The following is a 16045-nucleotide window of genomic DNA, read 5'->3' as shown; positions in this document are numbered from 1 at the left end:
GGCACAAGGCCCCGGTCCCACGGATCGGGGCCTTTCTGCGTGCTGGCGTGCCGCGCCGTACGGCGGGGCGCGCGCGTTCACAGGCAGCGGTCGGCCATGGATCGTCGAGTGACGTGAACTGGCTGCAGATCAGCCGGAAAAGCAGCCAGTTGCCGTCACTCGACGGGAGATCGCCAGTACGGTCAGCGCGGCTCGCCGCGCACCGCGCGGCCGGGGTAGGCGGCGAGGTCGAGCGCGCCGTCGCGGATCACGAACGTGCCGCCGACCATCAGGTGCCGCACGCCGTGCGAGGGGCGGGTCGGGTCCGAGACGGTCGCCCGGTCCGTGACCGCCCCCGGGTCGAGCACGACCAGGTCGGCGTCGGCACCGGGTGCGAGGCGCCCCTTGCTCCGCATCGCGGGCGCCACGTCGTCGAGGACCCGGGCCGGCAGGTAGGAGCAGCGACGGAACGCCTCGGTCCAGGTCCACAGGGCGTGCTCGCGCACCATCAGCCGCAGGCTGCGGGCGAACGTCCCGGCCGTGCGCGGGTGGGTGGACGCTCCCGGCGGCAGCGGCCACTCGCGGGTGTCGTGGCGGTGGTCCGGCCACTCCAGCGGCATGGCGTCGCTGGCGACGATCGCGTCCGGGAACGCGAGGGCGCGCCGGAGCAGCTCCCGGTCCGCCTCGTCCCGCTCGTCGAGGAACTCGATCACGCAGGTGGCGCCCGGATCGAGCTCACGGACCTCGGCCAGGCGGCGTGCGTCGGCGATCCGCTCGCCGGTCCCGAGCATCACGATGCTCGAGGGGGTCAGGCCCCAGGCGGACAGGCGGTCGGGCGCGAGGAAGAAGGCCCCGACGCTGGTGCTGCCCATGCCGTAGGGGTAGGCCTCGACGGTGACCCGGGACCCGGCAGCGCGGGCCTCGTCCAGGGTGCCCAGCACGCGGTCGACGTGGCGGCGCGACGTGCTGTTCACGTGGCAGTGGTGCATCGCGGCGCCGGTCTCGGCGGCGGCGATCGCGACCTCCCTCGACCCGTCGACCGGCGTGGTCGGCTCGGCCTCCACCAGCTCTCGGACGTGGGTGAAGGTGGGAGCCCCGGCGGACGCGGCGAGTCGCGCGACCGCGACGTACTCCGCCGGGTCCGAGCGAGGTGCGTAGCCGATCAGTACGCCGATCCCGAGGGCGCCGGCGGCGAGCTCGCGCTCCAGCAGCTCCAGCCACGCCGCCAGCTCGGCGGGGGAGGACGTCCGCTGCCACTCGGGGTTGCCGAGGAGGTCCGTCGAGGCGTCGAAGCGTGCCGTGGGGACCACCCCGGCCAGGACCTGCCCGCGGGCGTCGGCCCACGAGGCGGAGAACCCGTAGTTCAGCACCCGTCCGGCGGCCGCGGCCTCGGCGTACGCCCGGTCAAGGGGCATCAGCCCGGCCTCGAGGTCGAGGTTGGTGGTCACGCCGTCGAAGGCCTGCAGGCGCTGGCCGGCGATCGAGTGCACGTGGCTGTGCAGATCGACGAAGCCGGGACCGACGACGAGGCCGCTGACGTCGACGACCGTCGCGCCGGCGTCCAGGACGGGGACGGTCGAGATCTCCGTGACGGTGCCGTCCCGGACGACGACGTCGGCCACCGTCTGCGTGGCCGCCGCGGGATCGATGACCTGGCCGCCCCGCAGGATCGTCGTCGTCATGGCGACGATTGTGGCGCGCGATGGCGCGGGCCGGCTTGGCGGGCCGCACAGGCCGGTGGGTGGCCGCTGGTCGGATCGGACGACGACCGGTGCCGGCTGGGTCCGGCTGGTTCCGGTTAGGCGCACAGCCCGTTCTCGAAGGCCGTGGCCTTGCCGCCGTTGGGGTTCTTCCCGGTCACGGCGCCCTTGCCGAGCTTGCCGAGCGGTTCGTCGTCCCGGACCTTCTTCCAGAGCTCCTGCGCGGCGGGTGCCAGCTGGAGCCGGCCCCAGTTCGGGTCGCCGATCGGGAAGTCCGTGGTGGGCACGGTGACGAACTTGATGTGGCCGAGGTCGGTGTGCCGCAGCGATGCCGCGAGCTGCACCAGCTTGCCGGCACTGGCGAGGTCGGGGCTCGCCTGCAGGGAGCCCGCGAGGCTGCTCGCGAACCGGTACAGCCGGTCCGGTCGGGTCAGCGTGTTGGCGGACATCACCTTGTTGATCATCGAGGCGATGAACGCCTGCTGGCGCTTCATCCGGCCGAGGTCGGAGTTCGCGGTCGAGTGCCGCTCGCGGACGTACTGCAGCGCCCGGTCGCCGTCGAGCTTCTGGGTGCCGGCGTCGAAGTGGATGTGCGCGACGCTGTCGTCGACGGGCTGGGGGATGCAGACCTCGACGCCGTTGATCGCGTCCACCATGTCCTTGAAGCCGCCGAAGTTCACCGTGATGTAGGAGTCGACGAAGACCCCGGTGACCGCCTCGACCTGGCGAGCCGTGCAGGCCGCGCCGCCGACGGTGTACGCCACGTTCCACGGGACGTCGGACGCGGCGGGGACCGACGTGCCGTCCGGGGCCTTGCAGGTCGGCCGGTCCACGAGCGCATCGCGCGGGATCGAGATGCCGTACGCCGAGCGCCGGCCGTCCGCGATGTGCAGCAGGATGGTGGTGTCCGACCCGCCCTCGCCCGCCTCGTTGTCGATGTCGCACCCGGCGCAGTCGCGGGAGTCGGTGCCCATCAGCAGGATGTTGAGCTCGCCCGACGGCAGTGGCGCCTTCCGGGTCTTGAGGTGCTCGATCGGGGCCCCGGTGTCGATCTTCTTGTCGACGTGGTTGTACGCGAACACCACGCCCGCCCCGGTCAGCAGCGCCACCACGAGCTCGGCGACGACGATCACGCGCAGCACCGCCAGGCGGTGCCGCGGCTTGGCGCTCGGTCGATCCTGGGGCAAGGTCGAGTTCCTCTCCGGATGCCCGAGATCCTCCGTCAACCCTAGAGGGCTCCACCACACCCCCCAGGGGTGAGAGACGGGCTAGGCTCGCGGCCGTGTCCGATTTCCGCCAGAGTGTGTCGGTGGCGTCGGTCAGGATGGGGTCATGACCAGCATCGACCCGGAGTCCTGCTACCGAGCGGTGAAGTCGCGGGATCGACGCTTCGACGGCGTCTTCTACACCGCGGTCCGGACGACCGGCATCTACTGCCGTCCGTCCTGCCCGGCGCGCACACCGGCGTTCCAGAACGTCTCCTTCCACCCGAGCGCCGCGTCCGCCCAAGCCGCTGGTTACCGCGCCTGCAAGCGCTGCCTGCCCGACGCGACGCCCGGCAGTCCCGACTGGGACGTCGCCGCCACGGCGGCCGGCCGGGCGATGCGGCTGATCGCGGACGGGGTCGTCGACCGCGACGGCGTCGAGGGCCTGGCCCGCCGGGTCGGCTACACACCCCGCCACCTCACCCGGATCCTCACCTCCGAGCTCGGCGCCGGACCCCTTGCTCTCGCGCGCGCCAGGCGGGCGCAGACCGCGCGGGTGCTCATCGAGACCACCGAGCTGACCTACGCCGACATCGCGTTCGCCTCGGGCTTCTCCAGCGTCCGACAGTTCAACGACACGATCCGCGAGGTGTACGCCTCGTCGCCGACCGACCTCCGCGGCCGGCGCGGCGGCCGGCCCGCCACGGGCACCGTGACGATGCGACTGGCCGTGCGCACGCCGTACCTCGGCAGCGCCCTGCTGGCGTTCCTCGCCACACGGGCGGTGCCGGGCGTCGAGGCGGCCGGCCCGGTCTGGTACGCGCGCACCCTGTCCCTTCCGCACGGGACCGGGACGGTCCGGCTCGAGGTCCCCGACGTCGAGGAGCCCGGGCTGACGGCGTTCGCGACCGCGAGGTTCACGCTGGAGGACCTGCGCGACACCACTGCGGCGACGGAGCGGGTGCGCCGCATGCTCGACGCGGACTGTGACCCGTTGGCCGTCGCCGACGCGTTCGCCGGCGACCCCGTGATCGGCCCGCTGGTCCGGGCCAACCCCGGCCTGCGCGTCCCCGGCCACGTCGACGGGCACGAGATCGCCGTCCGCGCGGTGCTGGGCCAGCAGGTCAGCGTCGCCGGCGCGCGCACGGTCGCCGCCCGGCTGGTGGCCGAGCACGGCCGCCCACTTCCGCAGCCGGTCGACGGTCTGACCCACCTCTTCCCGGATGCCGCGACGCTGGCCGCACTCGACCCCGAGGGCCTGCCGATGCCGCGCGCCCGCGGACGCGCACTCGTGGCGCTCTGCGCCGCACTGGCGGGTGGCGAGCTGGCGCTCGACCGCGGCCCGGACCGCGACGACGTGCGCCGGCGGCTCCTGGACATCCCGGGCATCGGCCCGTGGACGGCCGACTACATCGCACTGCGCGCGCTCGGCCACCCCGACGTCTTCCTCCCGACCGACGTCGGCGTCCGCGACGCGCTCGTCGGCCTCGGCCGCGACCCCGCGACGGCGACCCAGCTCAGCGCGGGTTGGGCGCCCTGGCGCTCCTACGCACAGCTGCACCTCTGGCAGAGCCTCGACCCCTCGGACAAGGAGAAATGACATGTGGACCGTGATGGAGTCCCCGATCGGGCCGCTGCGGCTCGTGGAGCAGGGCGGTGCGATCACCGCCATCGAGTTCACGCCGTTCCGCGACCCGGACGGTCGTCCGCGCGGCGACCGTGACGACGCGCATCCCGTGCTCGTCGAGGCCACGCGACAGCTGACGGCCTACTTCGACCGCGACCTCAAGGAGTTCGACCTGCCTCTCGCTCCCGAGGGCAGCGCGTTCCAGAAGCGCGTGTGGGCGGAGCTGCTCGGCATCGGATGGGGCGAGACAGCGTCGTACGGCGAGATCGCGCACCGGCTCGGCATGACGAACGCCGCGTCCCGCGCGGTCGGACTGGCCAACGGCCGCAACCCGATCCCGATCGTGATCCCGTGCCACCGGGTGATCGGCGCGAACGGCACGCTCACCGGGTACGCCGGCGGCCTCGACCGCAAGCAGCTCCTGCTCACCCTCGAGCAGGATGCCTTGTTCTGAGCGCCCCTCGCCCGAGCATGCTCGGGCGAGACGCGGGCGCCAGGTCGAGTAGCGCCCGCGACCGACCGAGGAGGGCGCGACGGCGTGTATCGAGACCCGTCGTTGCCATTCGGGTTACCAAGGAGGCTCCTATCTCGGCGCGAGCTCGTTCCTCGCTCGCGCGGCTACTCGACCTGGCTGCTGCATCGCAGCCCTCGCACGCTCGGGCTGGGGCAGCTCAGTCTCGATACGCCGGTCGCGAGCTCGTTCCTCGCTCGCGCGGCTACTCGACCTGGCTGCTGATCTCGGCGCGAGCAAGCTCGCGCCGAGGCAGCTCAGTCTCGATACGCCGGTCGCGAGCTCGTTCCTCGCTCGCGCGGCTACTCGACCTGGCTGCTGATCTCGGCGCGAGCAAGCTCGCGCCGAGGCAGCTCACTCCGCTGCGGCGCGCCGCAAGGACTCGCTGAGCCGCTCGGCGGCGGCCAGCACGGCGGGCGCGTGCATGCGACCGGGCTGCCGCGACAGGCGCTCCAGCGGGCCGGAGACGGAGACGGCGGCGATGATCTTGCCGCCGGGGGAGCGGACGGGTGCGGACACCGAGGCGACACCCTGCTCGCGCTCGCCGACCGACTGCGCCCAGCCACGGCGGCGGATGCCGGAGAGGGCGGCGGCCGAGAAGGCGGCGTTCTGGAGTCCGCGGTGCATGCGCTCCGGGTCCTCCCACGCGAGCAGCACCTGGGCGGCCGACCCGGCCCGCATGGTGAGCTGCGACCCGACCGGGATCGTGTCGCGCAGGCCGGAGGGTCGCTCGGCCGCGGCGACGCACACGCGGTGCTCGCCCTGGCGGCGCCACAGCTGCGCGGACTCGCCGGTGATGTCGCGCAGCCGCGCGAGCACCGGCCCTGCCGTGGCGAGCAACCGGTCCTCTCCGGCGGCGGCGGACAGCTCGGACAGTCGGGGGCCGAGCACGAAGCGGCCCTGCATGTCGCGCGCGACGAGGCGGTGGTGCTCGAGCGCGACGGCCAGTCGGTGCGCGGTCGGGCGGGCCAGGCCGGTGCCGGCGACCAGGCCGGCGAGGGTGGCCGGTCCCGACTCGAGGGCGGTGAGCACGAGGGCGGCCTTGTCGAGGACGCCGACGCCACTGGAGTTGTCCATATGGCAATACTGACGTCTCAGATCATGGGATGCAAGCGGTAAGGTCTGTGACCTAGCACGGCGAAACGCGGACGTGAGGGAGAGAGCTGGATGGGCAAGACCCTGTCAGAGAAGGTCTGGGACGAGCACGTCGTCCGGTCGGTCGAGGGGGAGCCCGACCTCCTCTTCATCGACCTCCACCTCATCCACGAGGTCACCTCGCCGCAGGCGTTCGACGGCCTCCGGCTCGCGGGCCGGCAGGTACGCCGGCCGGACCTCACGATCGCCACCGAGGACCACAACGTCCCGACCGTCGACTGGGACAAGCCGATCGCGGACCCCGTCTCCCGCACCCAGGTCGAGACGCTCCGCACCAACTGCGCGGAGTTCGGCGTCCGCCTCCACCCGCTGGGCGACGTCGAGCAGGGCATCGTGCACGTCGTCGGACCGCAGCTCGGCCTCACCCAGCCCGGCATGACCATCGTCTGCGGGGACTCGCACACGGCGACGCACGGCGCGTTCGGCGCGATCGCGTTCGGCATCGGTACGTCGGAGGTCGAGCACGTGCTCGCCACCCAGACGCTGCCGCAGGCCCGGCCGAGGACGATGGCCGTGACCGTGAACGGCTCGCTGCCCGAGGGCGTCACCTCGAAGGACCTGATCCTGTACCTGATCACCCGGACCGGCACCGGCGGTGGCCAGGGCTACATCGTCGAGTACCGCGGCGCGGCGATCGAGGAGCTCTCCATGGAGGGCCGGATGACCGTCTGCAACATGAGCATCGAGTGGGGCGCCAAGGCCGGCCTGATCGCGCCCGACGACGTCACCTTCGCCTACCTGAAGGGCCGCCCGGAGGCCCCGAAGGGTGCCGAGTGGGATGCCGCCGTCGAGCACTGGCGGAGCCTGCGCACCGACGACGACGCCGAGTTCGACCACGAGATCGTGATCGACGCAGCCGAGGTGACCCCGTGGGTGACGTGGGGCACCAACCCCGGACAGGGCGCGCCCCTGGGCGGCACCGTGCCGGCGCCGGGTGACTTCGAGGAGGAGACCGACCGGGTCGCCGCCGAGAACGCCTTGCGCTACATGGATCTCGCGGCCGGCACCCCGCTGCGCGAGGTCCACGTCGACACCGTCTTCGTCGGCTCGTGCACGAACGGCCGGATCGAGGACCTGCGCACCGCGGCCGCGGTGATCAAGGGCCACAAGGTCGCCGACGGCACCCGCATGCTCGTCGTCCCCGGCTCGGCCCGGGTGCGGCTGGAGGCCGAGGCCGAGGGGCTCGACCTCGTCTTCAAGGAGGCGGGTGCCGAGTGGCGCGGCGCCGGTTGCTCCATGTGTCTCGGCATGAACGCCGACACGCTCTCACCCGGCGAGCGCAGCGCATCGACGTCCAACCGCAACTTCGAGGGCCGGCAGGGCAAGGGCGGCCGCACCCACCTGGTGTCGGTCCCGGTCGCGGCGGCGACCGCGGTCCGCGGCACGCTGTCCTCGCCCGCCGACCTGGAACTCGTGGGGAGCAACTGAGATGGAGAAGTTCACGACGCACACCGGCGTCGGCGTGCCGCTGCGGCGCAGCGACGTCGACACCGACCAGATCATCCCGGCCGAGTACCTCAAGCGGGTCACGCGCACCGGCTTCGAGGACGGGCTGTTCGCGGCCTGGCGCAACGATCCGGCGTTCGTCCTGAACCAGCCGGCGTACGCCGCGGGCTCGGTGCTGGTCGCCGGCCCCAACTTCGGCACCGGCTCCTCGCGGGAGCACGCGGTGTGGGCGCTGCAGAACTATGGCTTCAAGGCCGTGCTCTCGCCGCGCTTCGGTGACATCTTCCGCGGCAACTCGGGCAAGGCCGGGCTGCTCGCGGGTCGCGTCGACGAGAAGGTCGTGCAGCGACTGTGGGACCACCTCGAGACCAACCCGGGTGCGACCGTCACCGTCGACCTGGAGTCACGCACCGTGCGTGCCGGTGACGGCCCGGACGCCATCGAGGACTCCTTCGACATCGACGACTACACGCGTTGGCGCCTGCTCGAAGGCCTCGACGACATCGGCATCACACTCGGGCACGAGAACGAGATCACCAGCTACGAAGCGCGGCGGCCGAGCTGGAAACCGGTGACCCAGCACGCCGGCTGAATTATCCTCGCAGAGGGCGAATCCCCAACAGGCACAGGGGATTCGCCCTCTTTCCACTTCGAGAACCATCGGCTCCAGGGGCGCGAAATCAGCCGAAAGTCCCTCTGCTGACAGGGTTCTGCGCACTTCGGCGCTCGAAAAACACTTCAAGAAACGCGGCTCAGGTGATTGTGAGTACGGGCGCGTTTACCTAGCGTGCGAGGAAGTTAGTCGAGCACGGGCTCGACCACTTGTCGTTCATTGGAAGGGAAGACAGTGAACAAGTCTGAGTTCATCGACGCTCTCTCGTCGCGTTTCGAGGGGAACAAGAAGGCTGCCTCGCACGCCCTCGAGTCCGTTCTGGACACGATCACCCGCGAGGTCGCGAAGGGTGAGAAGGTCGCCATCACCGGCTTCGGGTCGTTCGAGAAGCGCGTCCGCGAGGCGCGCTGGGTGCGCAACCCGCAGACCGGGGCGCGGATCAAGGCGAAGAAGACCGCGGTGCCGAAGTTCACCGCTGGAGCCGACCTCAAGAACGTCGTCTCGGGTGCGAAGAAGCTGCCGAAGCTGACGCTCTCCGCAGGCCCGGCGGCCGCCAAGAAGGCGACGGGGCCGGCGCGGAAGGCGGCTGCTGCCGCAGCGAAGAAGGCAACGCCGGCAAAGAAGACCACGACCGCGAAGACCGCGGCCAAGAAGGCGCCGGCGAAGAAGGCGGCACCGGCCAAGAAGACGGCCCCCGCCAAGAAGGCCCCGGCGAAGACGACCACGACGGCCAAGAAGGCACCGGCGAAGAAGGCACCTGCCAAGAAGACGGCTCCGGCCAAGAAGGCACCTGCGAAGAAGACCACGACGGCCAAGAAGGCACCTGCGAAGAAGGCGCCGGCGAAGTCGGCTGCCAAGAAGGCACCCGCCAAGAAGGCGCCGGCCAAGAAGACCGCCAAGAAGTCCTGACCCCGGTCCGGATCCACGGCACACGGGCCGTCACCCTCGCGGGTGGCGGCCCGTCGTGCTGCTCGCGTCAGGTCAGGGCTCTGGTGGCCCGGCCGACGCCGAGCGAGATCGCGTCGTCCAGATCGGCCAGGTCGTCGACGTCGCGGCGCACAGACGGCGCGGCGCCCGTGAGCTCCCGGGCACCGGAGTCCAGGTGGGCCGCACGCGAACCCGGCCCGAAACGAGGAGTGAACTCGTCATGTCCGGCGACGTAGAGCGTGGTCCCGACGCCGGCGGCGTCCGGGACGAACGCCGGGTGCGGTCCGACCCGCCCGAGTACCTCGTCGAGGTCGGCGGGCCGCAGCGCAGGCAGGTCGGCGCAGAGCGCGACCGGGCGCAGGTCCGGCCAGCGTCGGTGTGCCTCGGCCGCGGCCAGACGCAGGGTCCCGTTGAGGTCGCCGGCGACGCCGTCCGGGATCGCCGAGGTGCCGAGCCCGGTCAGCCGTGCGGAGAATCGCGCATCGTCGGTGACGACCAGCACCTCTGCCACGGACGCGGCCGCGACGCAGGCCGCCACCGTGTCCACCGCGAACGCCTCGGCGAGGGCGCGCCGGTCCGCGGTCGCGATCCCGGACAGACGGGACTTGCCGACCGCCGGCGGCTTGACGGGCACGAGGACGACGTACTGGGGAGGCTGCGAAGACACGGGCATCACGCCGATCCTGTCAGGTGTCGACCGAGTAGCCTGCGCACGTGGTCGTTCGACGGATGCAGGAGAAGAAGAGCTGGGCGTGGCGGCTCGCGGAGCCCATCGTCCGGGCGGCCCTGCTCTCGACCACGCGGCACGACTGGATCGACGGCGAGAACATCCCCGCCACCGGCGGCTGCATCATCGTGCTCAACCACGTGTCGCACGTCGACCCGCTGACCGCCGCCCACCTCGTCTACGACCACGGCCGGTTGCCGCACTACCTCGCGAAGTCCGGGTTGTTCAAGAACAAGGCATTGGGAGCCTTCTTCCGCGCCGCCGGCCAGATCCCCGTCGAGCGGTTGAGCAAGAACGCGGTCGGCGCCTTCGACGCTGCGGTGCAGGCCGTGCACGAGGGCAAGTGCGTGGTCGTCTACCCCGAGGGCACCATCACCCGCGACCCGGACGGCTGGCCGATGACCGGGAAGTCCGGGGCAGCGCGGATCGCCCTCGAGACCGGTTGCCCCGTGGTCCCCGTCGGCCAGTGGGGCGCGCAGCAGCTGCTCGCGCCGTACGCGAAGAGGCCCGACCTGTTCCCGCGCAAGCTCGTGACGATGAAGGTCGGCAAGCCGGTCGACCTCGGCGACCTCGCGGATCGGGAGCCTCGGACGGTCGCGGTCATCCAGGAAGCGACCGACCGGATCATGGACGCGATCACGGCGCTGGTCGCCGACGTGCGCGGCGAGCCCGCACCCGGCGAGCGCTTCGACATGAAGAAGGCTGGCGTCCGGCAGATCGGCAACCCGAACAAGCGCGAGGGGAAGAAGTGAGCGGATCCCACGGCAAGGTCGCGATCTTCGGCGCGGGATCCTGGGGCACGGCGTTCTCGATCGTGCTCGCGGACGCCGGCAACGACGTCACCGTCTGGGCACGCCGCGAGGAGGTGGCGGAGGCGATCAACGAGCGCCGCGAGAACGCCGACTACCTCCCGGGCATCGAGCTGCCGCCGCAGGTATCGGCGACGCACGACGTCGAGAAGGCCGCGCACGGAGCCGACCTGGTCGTCTTCGCCACGCCGTCGCAGTCGCTGCGCGGGAATCTCACCGAGTGGGCGCCGTACGTCGAGCCGGGCTCGGTGCTCGTCTCGCTGATGAAGGGCGTCGAGCTCGGCACCCTGGACCGGATGAGCCAGGTCATCGGCGAGGTCACCGGAGCCGGACCGGAGCGGATCGCGGTGATCAGCGGGCCGAACCTGGCCAAGGAGATCGCGAAGCGTGAGCCCGCCGCGTCGGTCGTCGCCTGCGCCGACGAGGACGTCGCCCGGCAGATCCAGCGCCGGATCCACTCGCCGGCCTTCCGGCCCTACACCAGCCCGGACGTGCTCGGCTGCGAGCTCGGCGGCGCGTACAAGAACGTCGTGGGCCTCGCGGTCGGCATGGCCGTCGGCCTGGGCTTCGGCGACAACACCACCGCGTCGGTGATCACCCGCGGACTGGCCGAGACCGCCCGGCTCGCGACCGCGCTCGGCGCGAACCCCCTCACGCTGATGGGCCTGGCCGGCCTCGGCGACCTCGTCGCCACCTGTTCGTCACCGCTGTCCCGGAACCGCACGTTCGGCGAGAAGCTCGGGCGGGGGATGTCGACCGACGAGATCCTCGCGACGACCAGGCAGGTCGCCGAAGGCGCGAAGTCCTGCTCGTCGCTGCTCGCGCTCGCCGACCGGACCGGCGTGGACGCGCCGATCGCGCACCACGTCGACGCGGTCGTCGCCGGTCGGATGACGGCCCCCGAGATGATGGACGCCTTCATCGCGCGCGAGACGAAGGCCGAGACGGACTGAGCAGGCCCGCGCCGGCGACGGCTACTCGACCAGCGAGGAGAGGGCGTCGCGCAGGTCGTCCCACAGGTCGTCGACGTCCTCGACGCCGACGGACAGGCGAACGAGCCCGTCCGGGATCGTCGCGGGCTCGGCCTTCCAGCGCCGGCGTCGCTCGAACGTCGACTCCACGCCGCCCAGGGACGTCGCGTGCACCCAGATGCTGGTCTTGTGCACGAGAAGGTCAGCGGCCATCGCACCCTGGGCGAGCACGACCGAGACGATCCCGCCGAAGCCGGGGTACCGGACCTCGCCGATCGCGGGGTGGGTCGACAGCCGGCGTACCAGCTCCTGGGCGTTGGCCTGCGACCGCTCGACGCGCAGGTGCAGGGTGCGCAGGCCGCGCAGCGCGAGCCACGCCTCGAGGGTGCCCGGCGTCGACCCGAGCAGGTCGCGCCGCCCCTTGAGCACGCCGTGCAGCTGGTCGTCGTTCGTCACGACCGCGCCCATCAGCACGTCGCTGTGGCCGGCGAGGAACTTCGTCACCGAGTGCACGACGATGTCCGCGCCGAGGTCGAGGGGCTGCTGGAGCAGGGGAGTGGCGAAGGTGTTGTCGACGACGACGTACGCCCCGGCCTCGTGCGCGGCCGCGGCGATCCGGGGGATGTCGGCGACCTCGAGCGCGGGGTTCGTGGGCGACTCGAACCACACCAGCGCCGCGTCCTCGCACGCCGCGACGACGGCCTCGGTGTCGGTGATGTCCACGAGCCGGGTGCGGACGCGGCCACGGCTCTCCAGGTCGCCGAGCTGGAGCAGGGTGCCGGTGTAGGAGTGGGCGGGCGCGACCACCAGGCCGTCGTGGCCGACCAGGTCGAGCACGGTCGTCACCGCGGCCATCCCGGACGAGAACGCCAGCGCCCGGCCGCCCTCGAGGGCGCCGAGGGCCTCCTCGAACGCCGCCCAGGTCGGGTTGGCGTAGCGGCCGTACTCCCGCTCACCGCCTGCGACGTACGTGGAGGCCATCGTGATCGGCTCGCTCAGCGGCTGGTCCACCTCGTGCGGCGGGCGTCCGGCGGTCACGGCGACGGTGGCGGGCTTCATGGACCCGAGCGTAGGGCCGATAGGGTCGTCGCGATGAACGAGCCCAGCCGGAAGCCCCGCGTCGCCGTCGTCTTCGGTGGCAAGTCCAGCGAGCACGCGATCTCGTGCGTGACGGCGGGCAGCGTGCTCGCCGCGATCGACCGGGACACCTACGACGTGGTGCCGATCGGCATCGCCACCGACGGCCGCTGGGTGCTGGAGTCCGGCGACCCGGAGCGGCTGCGCATCAGCGGACCGGACCGGCTGCCGCAGGTCGACGGCGACCGCGCGACGATCGCGCTCGCCCCCGAGGCGACGTCCACGGATCTCGTCGTCACGGAGCCGTCCCGGCCGCCGCACACGCTCGGCGAGGTGGACGTGGTCTTCCCGCTCCTGCACGGGCCGTGGGGCGAGGACGGCACCATCCAGGGCATGTTCGAGATGGCCGGGGTGCGCTACGTCGGCGCGGGCGTGCTCGCCTCCGCGGTCAGCATGGACAAGGCGTACATGAAGGTCGTGCTCGCGGCCGCGGGGCTCCCGGTGCTGCCGTCCACGACCGTCACCGCCCGCCAGTGGGAGCAGGACCAGGTCGGCTGCCGCGAGCGCGCCGCGGGGCTCGGCTACCCGCTGTTCGCGAAGCCCGCCCGCGGCGGCTCCAGCATCGGCATCTCCAAGGTGCACGACGACACCGAGCTCGCCGCCGCCCTCGAGGAGGCGATGCGCTACGACCCGAAGGTGCTCCTCGAGGCGTACGCCGAGGAGGCCCGCGAGGTCGAGTGCGGCGTGCTCCAGGCCATGGACGGCACGCCCGAGACCAGCGTGCCCGCCGAGATCCGGATCTCCGGCGACCACGAGTTCTACGACTTCGCGGCCAAGTACCTCCCCGAGGAGCACACCGAGCTCGACGTACCGGCGCTGCTGCCGGACGCCGTGACCGCGCAGATCCGCGACCTGTCGGTGCGCGCGTTCGAGACGGTCGGCGGCGAGGGCCTGGCGCGCGTGGACTTCTTCGTGCTGCCGGGCGACCGCGTGGTCGTCAACGAGATCAACACGATGCCGGGCTTCACGCCGACCTCGATGTACCCGCGGATGTGGGCGGCCTCCGGGGTCGACTACCCGGCGCTCGTCGACCGGCTCGTGAAGCTCGCGCTGCAGCGGGACACCGGCCTGCGCTAGACGCAGTGCCCGGTACGCCGGAGCGTCTGCGCGATCACCGCGCCGATCTCCCCGACGGCGTTCGTGAAGCCGTCGGGGCGGTACTCGCCCGGGACGAGCAGCTGCACCCGGGGCCGGTAGTTCAGCTCGGTCGTCGTGACGTCGAGCGCCTGGTCGTCGGTGACCCGGCCGATGTCCGGCACGAACCAGCCCGTGCTGTCGACCTGCAGGCAGGTCGAGGTGTCGGTGAAGCCGCCGGGCCGGCCGACGCCACAGGTCAGGACGATCGCCGGATCTCCCCAGGCGGCGCCGTACCCCGCGTCGCCGGTGACGTCGACCTCGTCGTGGCCGGCCAGCGTCTTCGGCAGCGCGGCCACGAGGTCGCGGCACGCGCTCGCATCGGCGGCGGACAGGTCGGGAGCGTCGATCTCCGGCGAGCTGTCGTCGCAGCCGGTGGCGAGCAGGACGAGGGCGCACGCGACGACGCCCCGTGTCCGCAGGGACACGGGGCGCCGCCGGCGTACTGCGGGATGCACCTAGATGTGCACGACCGGGCAGGTCAGCGTGCGGGTGATGCCGTCGAGGTTCTGCACCTTCGAGACCACCAGCTTGCCGAGCTCGTCGACGTTGCGGGCCTCGGCGCGGACGATCACGTCGTAGGGCCCGGTGACGTCCTCGGCGAGGGTCACGCCCTTGACCTGGGCGATGGCGGCAGCGACCTCGGCGGCCTTGCCGACATCGGTCTGGATCAGGATGTACGCCTGGACGACCATCGAGTGTCTCCTCGTGCGATCAGCGGCTGTGTCGTGCGCCAACCTACCGTGAGGTACAGACCCCGTCATCTGGTGGGATGGGGCCATGCCGATCCCACCAGATGCGACGCTCGCCGACGTCGGCGAGTTCGGACTGATCGCCGAGCTCGTCGGACTCTTCCCGCAGGGCGAGCAGGTGATCGTCGGGCCGGGCGACGACGCGGCCGTGCTGCGGGTGCGGACCGGGCACGTCGTTGTGTCCACCGACCTCGTCGTCGAGGGCCGGCACTTCCGCCGCGACTGGGCCAGCGCGGCCGACGTGGGGCACCGCGCCGCGGCGCAGAACCTCTCCGACATCAACGCGATGGGCGGCCGCGCCACGTCGCTGACGATCGGCCTGGCGGCGCCGGCCGACCTCCCTGCGCAGTGGGCGCTGGACTTCGCGCGCGGGTTCGCGGAGGAGTGCGCCCTGGTGGGCGCCTCGGTCGTCGGAGGCGACCTGACCCGCGCCGACCAGGTGGTGATCGCGGTGGCCGTGCTCGGCGCCTGCACCCGGTCCCCGGTGCTGCGCTCCGGCGCCCGGCCCGGCGACGTGCTGGCGATCACCGGCCGGCAGGGCTGGGCCGCGGGCGGCCTTGCGGTGCTCGGCCGCGGCTTCCGGTCACCGAGGGTGCTGGTCGAGGCCTACCGCCGGCCCGAGCCGCCGTACGACGCCGGCCCGATCGCCGCCGAGGCCGGCGCGACCTCGATGATCGACGTCTCCGACGGGCTGCTCGCCGACGCCGGCCACCTCGCGTCGGGCTCCGGGGTCGCGATCGACGTGCACACCGCGGCCTTCGACGTGCCGGAGCCGCTCGAGGCGGTCGGCGCGGCCACCGGGGCCGAGCCGATCTCGTTCATCCTCGGCGGGGGAGACGACCACGCCCTGCTCGCGACGTTCGAGGACCTCGGCGCCGTCCCCGACGGCTGGTCCGTGGTCGGCTCGGTCGCGGAGGGCTCGGGAGTCACGGTCGACGGTGCGGAGTACGACGGGCCCACGGGCTGGACGCACTTCTGAGCTGAGCTGAGCCGGGACCCCGAAATGCAGAAGACCCCGACCACCAGGTCGGGGCCCCGCGGAGAGTGCGTGGGGTCAGCGGGTGACCTTGCCGGCCTTGAGGCAGCCGGTGCACACGTTCAGACGCTTCGGGGTGCCGTTGACGGTGGCCCGGACGCGCTGGATGTTGGGGTCGAAGCGGCGCTTCGTGATCTTGCGCGACCACGGGCGGTTGTTGCCGAAGCCGGGCTTCTTGGCGCAGATGTCGCAGACGGCAGCCACCGTGTACTCCTGAAACGAATCGATGATGTGGGAACTGAGCTGAAATCGTGGGGCCCGCCGGGCGGGCAACCGCACAAGAGTATCCGATGCGCCCGCCCCGCCTGAAATCGAG

The 16045-nt window shown here is 72.1% G+C and carries 17 protein-coding genes; 9 read left to right on the top strand and 8 right to left on the bottom strand.

Features of this window, described 5'->3' with window-relative positions:
• Positions 1–182: 182 nt before the first annotated feature.
• Entirely contained in the window at positions 183–1661 is a 1479-nt protein-coding gene (locus ACVW2K_RS19515) for an amidohydrolase family protein (RefSeq protein WP_457203635.1), read from the bottom strand.
• A 116-nt stretch (positions 1662–1777) separates the two neighbouring features.
• Positions 1778–2866 carry an LCP family protein gene (locus ACVW2K_RS19510; protein WP_457203634.1) on the bottom strand — a complete coding sequence of 363 codons (1089 nt, stop codon included), beginning with the start codon at positions 2864–2866 and terminating at the stop codon, positions 1778–1780.
• Between the two features lie 145 nt (positions 2867–3011).
• Here ACVW2K_RS19510 and ACVW2K_RS19505 point away from each other — a divergent pair, with 145 nt between their 5' ends.
• Entirely contained in the window at positions 3012–4484 is a 1473-nt protein-coding gene (locus ACVW2K_RS19505; protein WP_457203633.1) for an AlkA N-terminal domain-containing protein, read from the top strand.
• 1 nt (position 4485) lies between these two features.
• Positions 4486–4965 (top strand): methylated-DNA--[protein]-cysteine S-methyltransferase, encoded by a 480-nt coding sequence (locus ACVW2K_RS19500; protein WP_457203632.1) that lies wholly within the window; start codon positions 4486–4488, stop codon positions 4963–4965.
• A 411-nt stretch (positions 4966–5376) separates the two neighbouring features.
• Here the strand turns inward: ACVW2K_RS19500 and ACVW2K_RS19495 are convergent, their stop codons facing one another.
• Complete coding sequence (locus tag ACVW2K_RS19495) at positions 5377–6099, bottom strand: IclR family transcriptional regulator (RefSeq protein ID WP_028636173.1); 723 nt, start codon at positions 6097–6099, stop codon at positions 5377–5379.
• 90 nt (positions 6100–6189) lie between these two features.
• Between ACVW2K_RS19495 and leuC the strand changes: the two genes are divergently transcribed.
• The 3 genes from leuC (at position 6190) to ACVW2K_RS19480 (ending at position 9145) form a co-directional block, all read left to right on the top strand.
• Positions 6190–7605 carry a 3-isopropylmalate dehydratase large subunit gene (gene leuC / locus ACVW2K_RS19490; protein WP_457203631.1) on the top strand — a complete coding sequence of 472 codons (1416 nt, stop codon included), beginning with the start codon at positions 6190–6192 and terminating at the stop codon, positions 7603–7605.
• 1 nt (position 7606) lies between these two features.
• Entirely contained in the window at positions 7607–8215 is a 609-nt protein-coding gene (gene leuD, locus ACVW2K_RS19485) for a 3-isopropylmalate dehydratase small subunit (RefSeq protein ID WP_457203630.1), read from the top strand.
• A gap of 255 nt (positions 8216–8470) precedes the next feature.
• Positions 8471–9145, top strand: coding sequence for an HU family DNA-binding protein (locus ACVW2K_RS19480; protein WP_457203629.1), 675 nt, complete (start codon positions 8471–8473; stop codon positions 9143–9145).
• Positions 9146–9212: 67 nt separating this feature from the next.
• On the opposite strand, the gene cofC is transcribed toward ACVW2K_RS19480, so the two are convergent.
• Positions 9213–9836: a 2-phospho-L-lactate guanylyltransferase gene (cofC, locus tag ACVW2K_RS19475; protein ID WP_457203628.1), complete on the bottom strand. Its 624-nt coding sequence runs from the start codon at positions 9834–9836 to the stop codon at positions 9213–9215.
• 41 nt (positions 9837–9877) lie between these two features.
• On the opposite strand from cofC, the gene ACVW2K_RS19470 reads away from it, so the two are divergent.
• Positions 9878–10642, top strand: coding sequence for a lysophospholipid acyltransferase family protein (locus ACVW2K_RS19470; RefSeq protein ID WP_457203627.1), 765 nt, complete (start codon positions 9878–9880; stop codon positions 10640–10642).
• Positions 10639–11652 (top strand): NAD(P)H-dependent glycerol-3-phosphate dehydrogenase, encoded by a 1014-nt coding sequence (locus ACVW2K_RS19465; protein ID WP_028636167.1) that lies wholly within the window; start codon positions 10639–10641, stop codon positions 11650–11652. Before ACVW2K_RS19470 ends, ACVW2K_RS19465 begins: the two co-directional genes overlap by 4 nt.
• A gap of 21 nt (positions 11653–11673) precedes the next feature.
• On the opposite strand, the gene ACVW2K_RS19460 is transcribed toward ACVW2K_RS19465, so the two are convergent.
• Complete coding sequence (locus ACVW2K_RS19460; protein ID WP_457203626.1) at positions 11674–12729, bottom strand: trans-sulfuration enzyme family protein; 1056 nt, start codon at positions 12727–12729, stop codon at positions 11674–11676.
• Positions 12730–12762: 33 nt separating this feature from the next.
• Here ACVW2K_RS19460 and ACVW2K_RS19455 point away from each other — a divergent pair, with 33 nt between their 5' ends.
• Positions 12763–13884, top strand: coding sequence for a D-alanine--D-alanine ligase family protein (locus ACVW2K_RS19455; protein WP_457203625.1), 1122 nt, complete (start codon positions 12763–12765; stop codon positions 13882–13884).
• Here the strand turns inward: ACVW2K_RS19455 and ACVW2K_RS19450 are convergent.
• Both ACVW2K_RS19450 and ACVW2K_RS19445 read right to left on the bottom strand, forming a co-directional pair.
• Positions 13881–14369: a DUF3515 domain-containing protein gene (locus ACVW2K_RS19450; RefSeq protein WP_457203624.1), complete on the bottom strand. Its 489-nt coding sequence runs from the start codon at positions 14367–14369 to the stop codon at positions 13881–13883. The genes ACVW2K_RS19455 and ACVW2K_RS19450 overlap by 4 nt on opposite strands.
• 30 nt (positions 14370–14399) lie before the next feature.
• The gene (locus ACVW2K_RS19445; protein WP_028636164.1) at positions 14400–14636 is read right to left on the bottom strand and encodes an Lrp/AsnC ligand binding domain-containing protein; all 237 of its coding nucleotides are present in this window, start codon (positions 14634–14636) and stop codon (positions 14400–14402) included.
• Between the two features lie 91 nt (positions 14637–14727).
• On the opposite strand from ACVW2K_RS19445, the gene ACVW2K_RS19440 reads away from it, so the two are divergent.
• Positions 14728–15672 carry a thiamine-phosphate kinase gene (locus tag ACVW2K_RS19440; protein WP_457204094.1) on the top strand — a complete coding sequence of 315 codons (945 nt, stop codon included), beginning with the start codon at positions 14728–14730 and terminating at the stop codon, positions 15670–15672.
• 75 nt (positions 15673–15747) lie between these two features.
• On the opposite strand, the gene rpmB is transcribed toward ACVW2K_RS19440, so the two are convergent.
• Positions 15748–15933, bottom strand: coding sequence for a 50S ribosomal protein L28 (gene rpmB, locus ACVW2K_RS19435; protein WP_011756723.1), 186 nt, complete (start codon positions 15931–15933; stop codon positions 15748–15750).
• Between the last annotated feature and the right edge of the window lie 112 nt (positions 15934–16045).

The sequence above is a fragment of the Nocardioides sp. HB32 genome (assembly GCF_054058995.1).
This window is presented reverse-complemented; position numbering and strand designations above follow the sequence as displayed.

What these genes read in the sequence shown, in the direction of transcription:
- leuD (WP_457203630.1), top strand. Translation starts at nt 7,607, where the DNA reads ATGGAGAAGTTCACGACGCACACCGGCGTCGGCGTGCCGCTGCGGCGC.
- ACVW2K_RS19455 (WP_457203625.1), top strand. Translation starts at nt 12,763, where the DNA reads ATGAACGAGCCCAGCCGGAAGCCCCGCGTCGCCGTCGTCTTCGGTGGC.
- ACVW2K_RS19500 (WP_457203632.1), top strand. Translation starts at nt 4,486, where the DNA reads ATGTGGACCGTGATGGAGTCCCCGATCGGGCCGCTGCGGCTCGTGGAG.
- ACVW2K_RS19505 (WP_457203633.1), top strand. Translation starts at nt 3,012, where the DNA reads ATGACCAGCATCGACCCGGAGTCCTGCTACCGAGCGGTGAAGTCGCGG.
- cofC (WP_457203628.1), bottom strand. Translation starts at nt 9,836, where the DNA reads ATGCCCGTGTCTTCGCAGCCTCCCCAGTACGTCGTCCTCGTGCCCGTC.
- ACVW2K_RS19515 (WP_457203635.1), bottom strand. Translation starts at nt 1,661, where the DNA reads ATGACGACGACGATCCTGCGGGGCGGCCAGGTCATCGATCCCGCGGCG.
- ACVW2K_RS19460 (WP_457203626.1), bottom strand. Translation starts at nt 12,729, where the DNA reads ATGAAGCCCGCCACCGTCGCCGTGACCGCCGGACGCCCGCCGCACGAG.
- ACVW2K_RS19495 (WP_028636173.1), bottom strand. Translation starts at nt 6,099, where the DNA reads ATGGACAACTCCAGTGGCGTCGGCGTCCTCGACAAGGCCGCCCTCGTG.
- ACVW2K_RS19445 (WP_028636164.1), bottom strand. Translation starts at nt 14,636, where the DNA reads ATGGTCGTCCAGGCGTACATCCTGATCCAGACCGATGTCGGCAAGGCC.
- leuC (WP_457203631.1), top strand. Translation starts at nt 6,190, where the DNA reads ATGGGCAAGACCCTGTCAGAGAAGGTCTGGGACGAGCACGTCGTCCGG.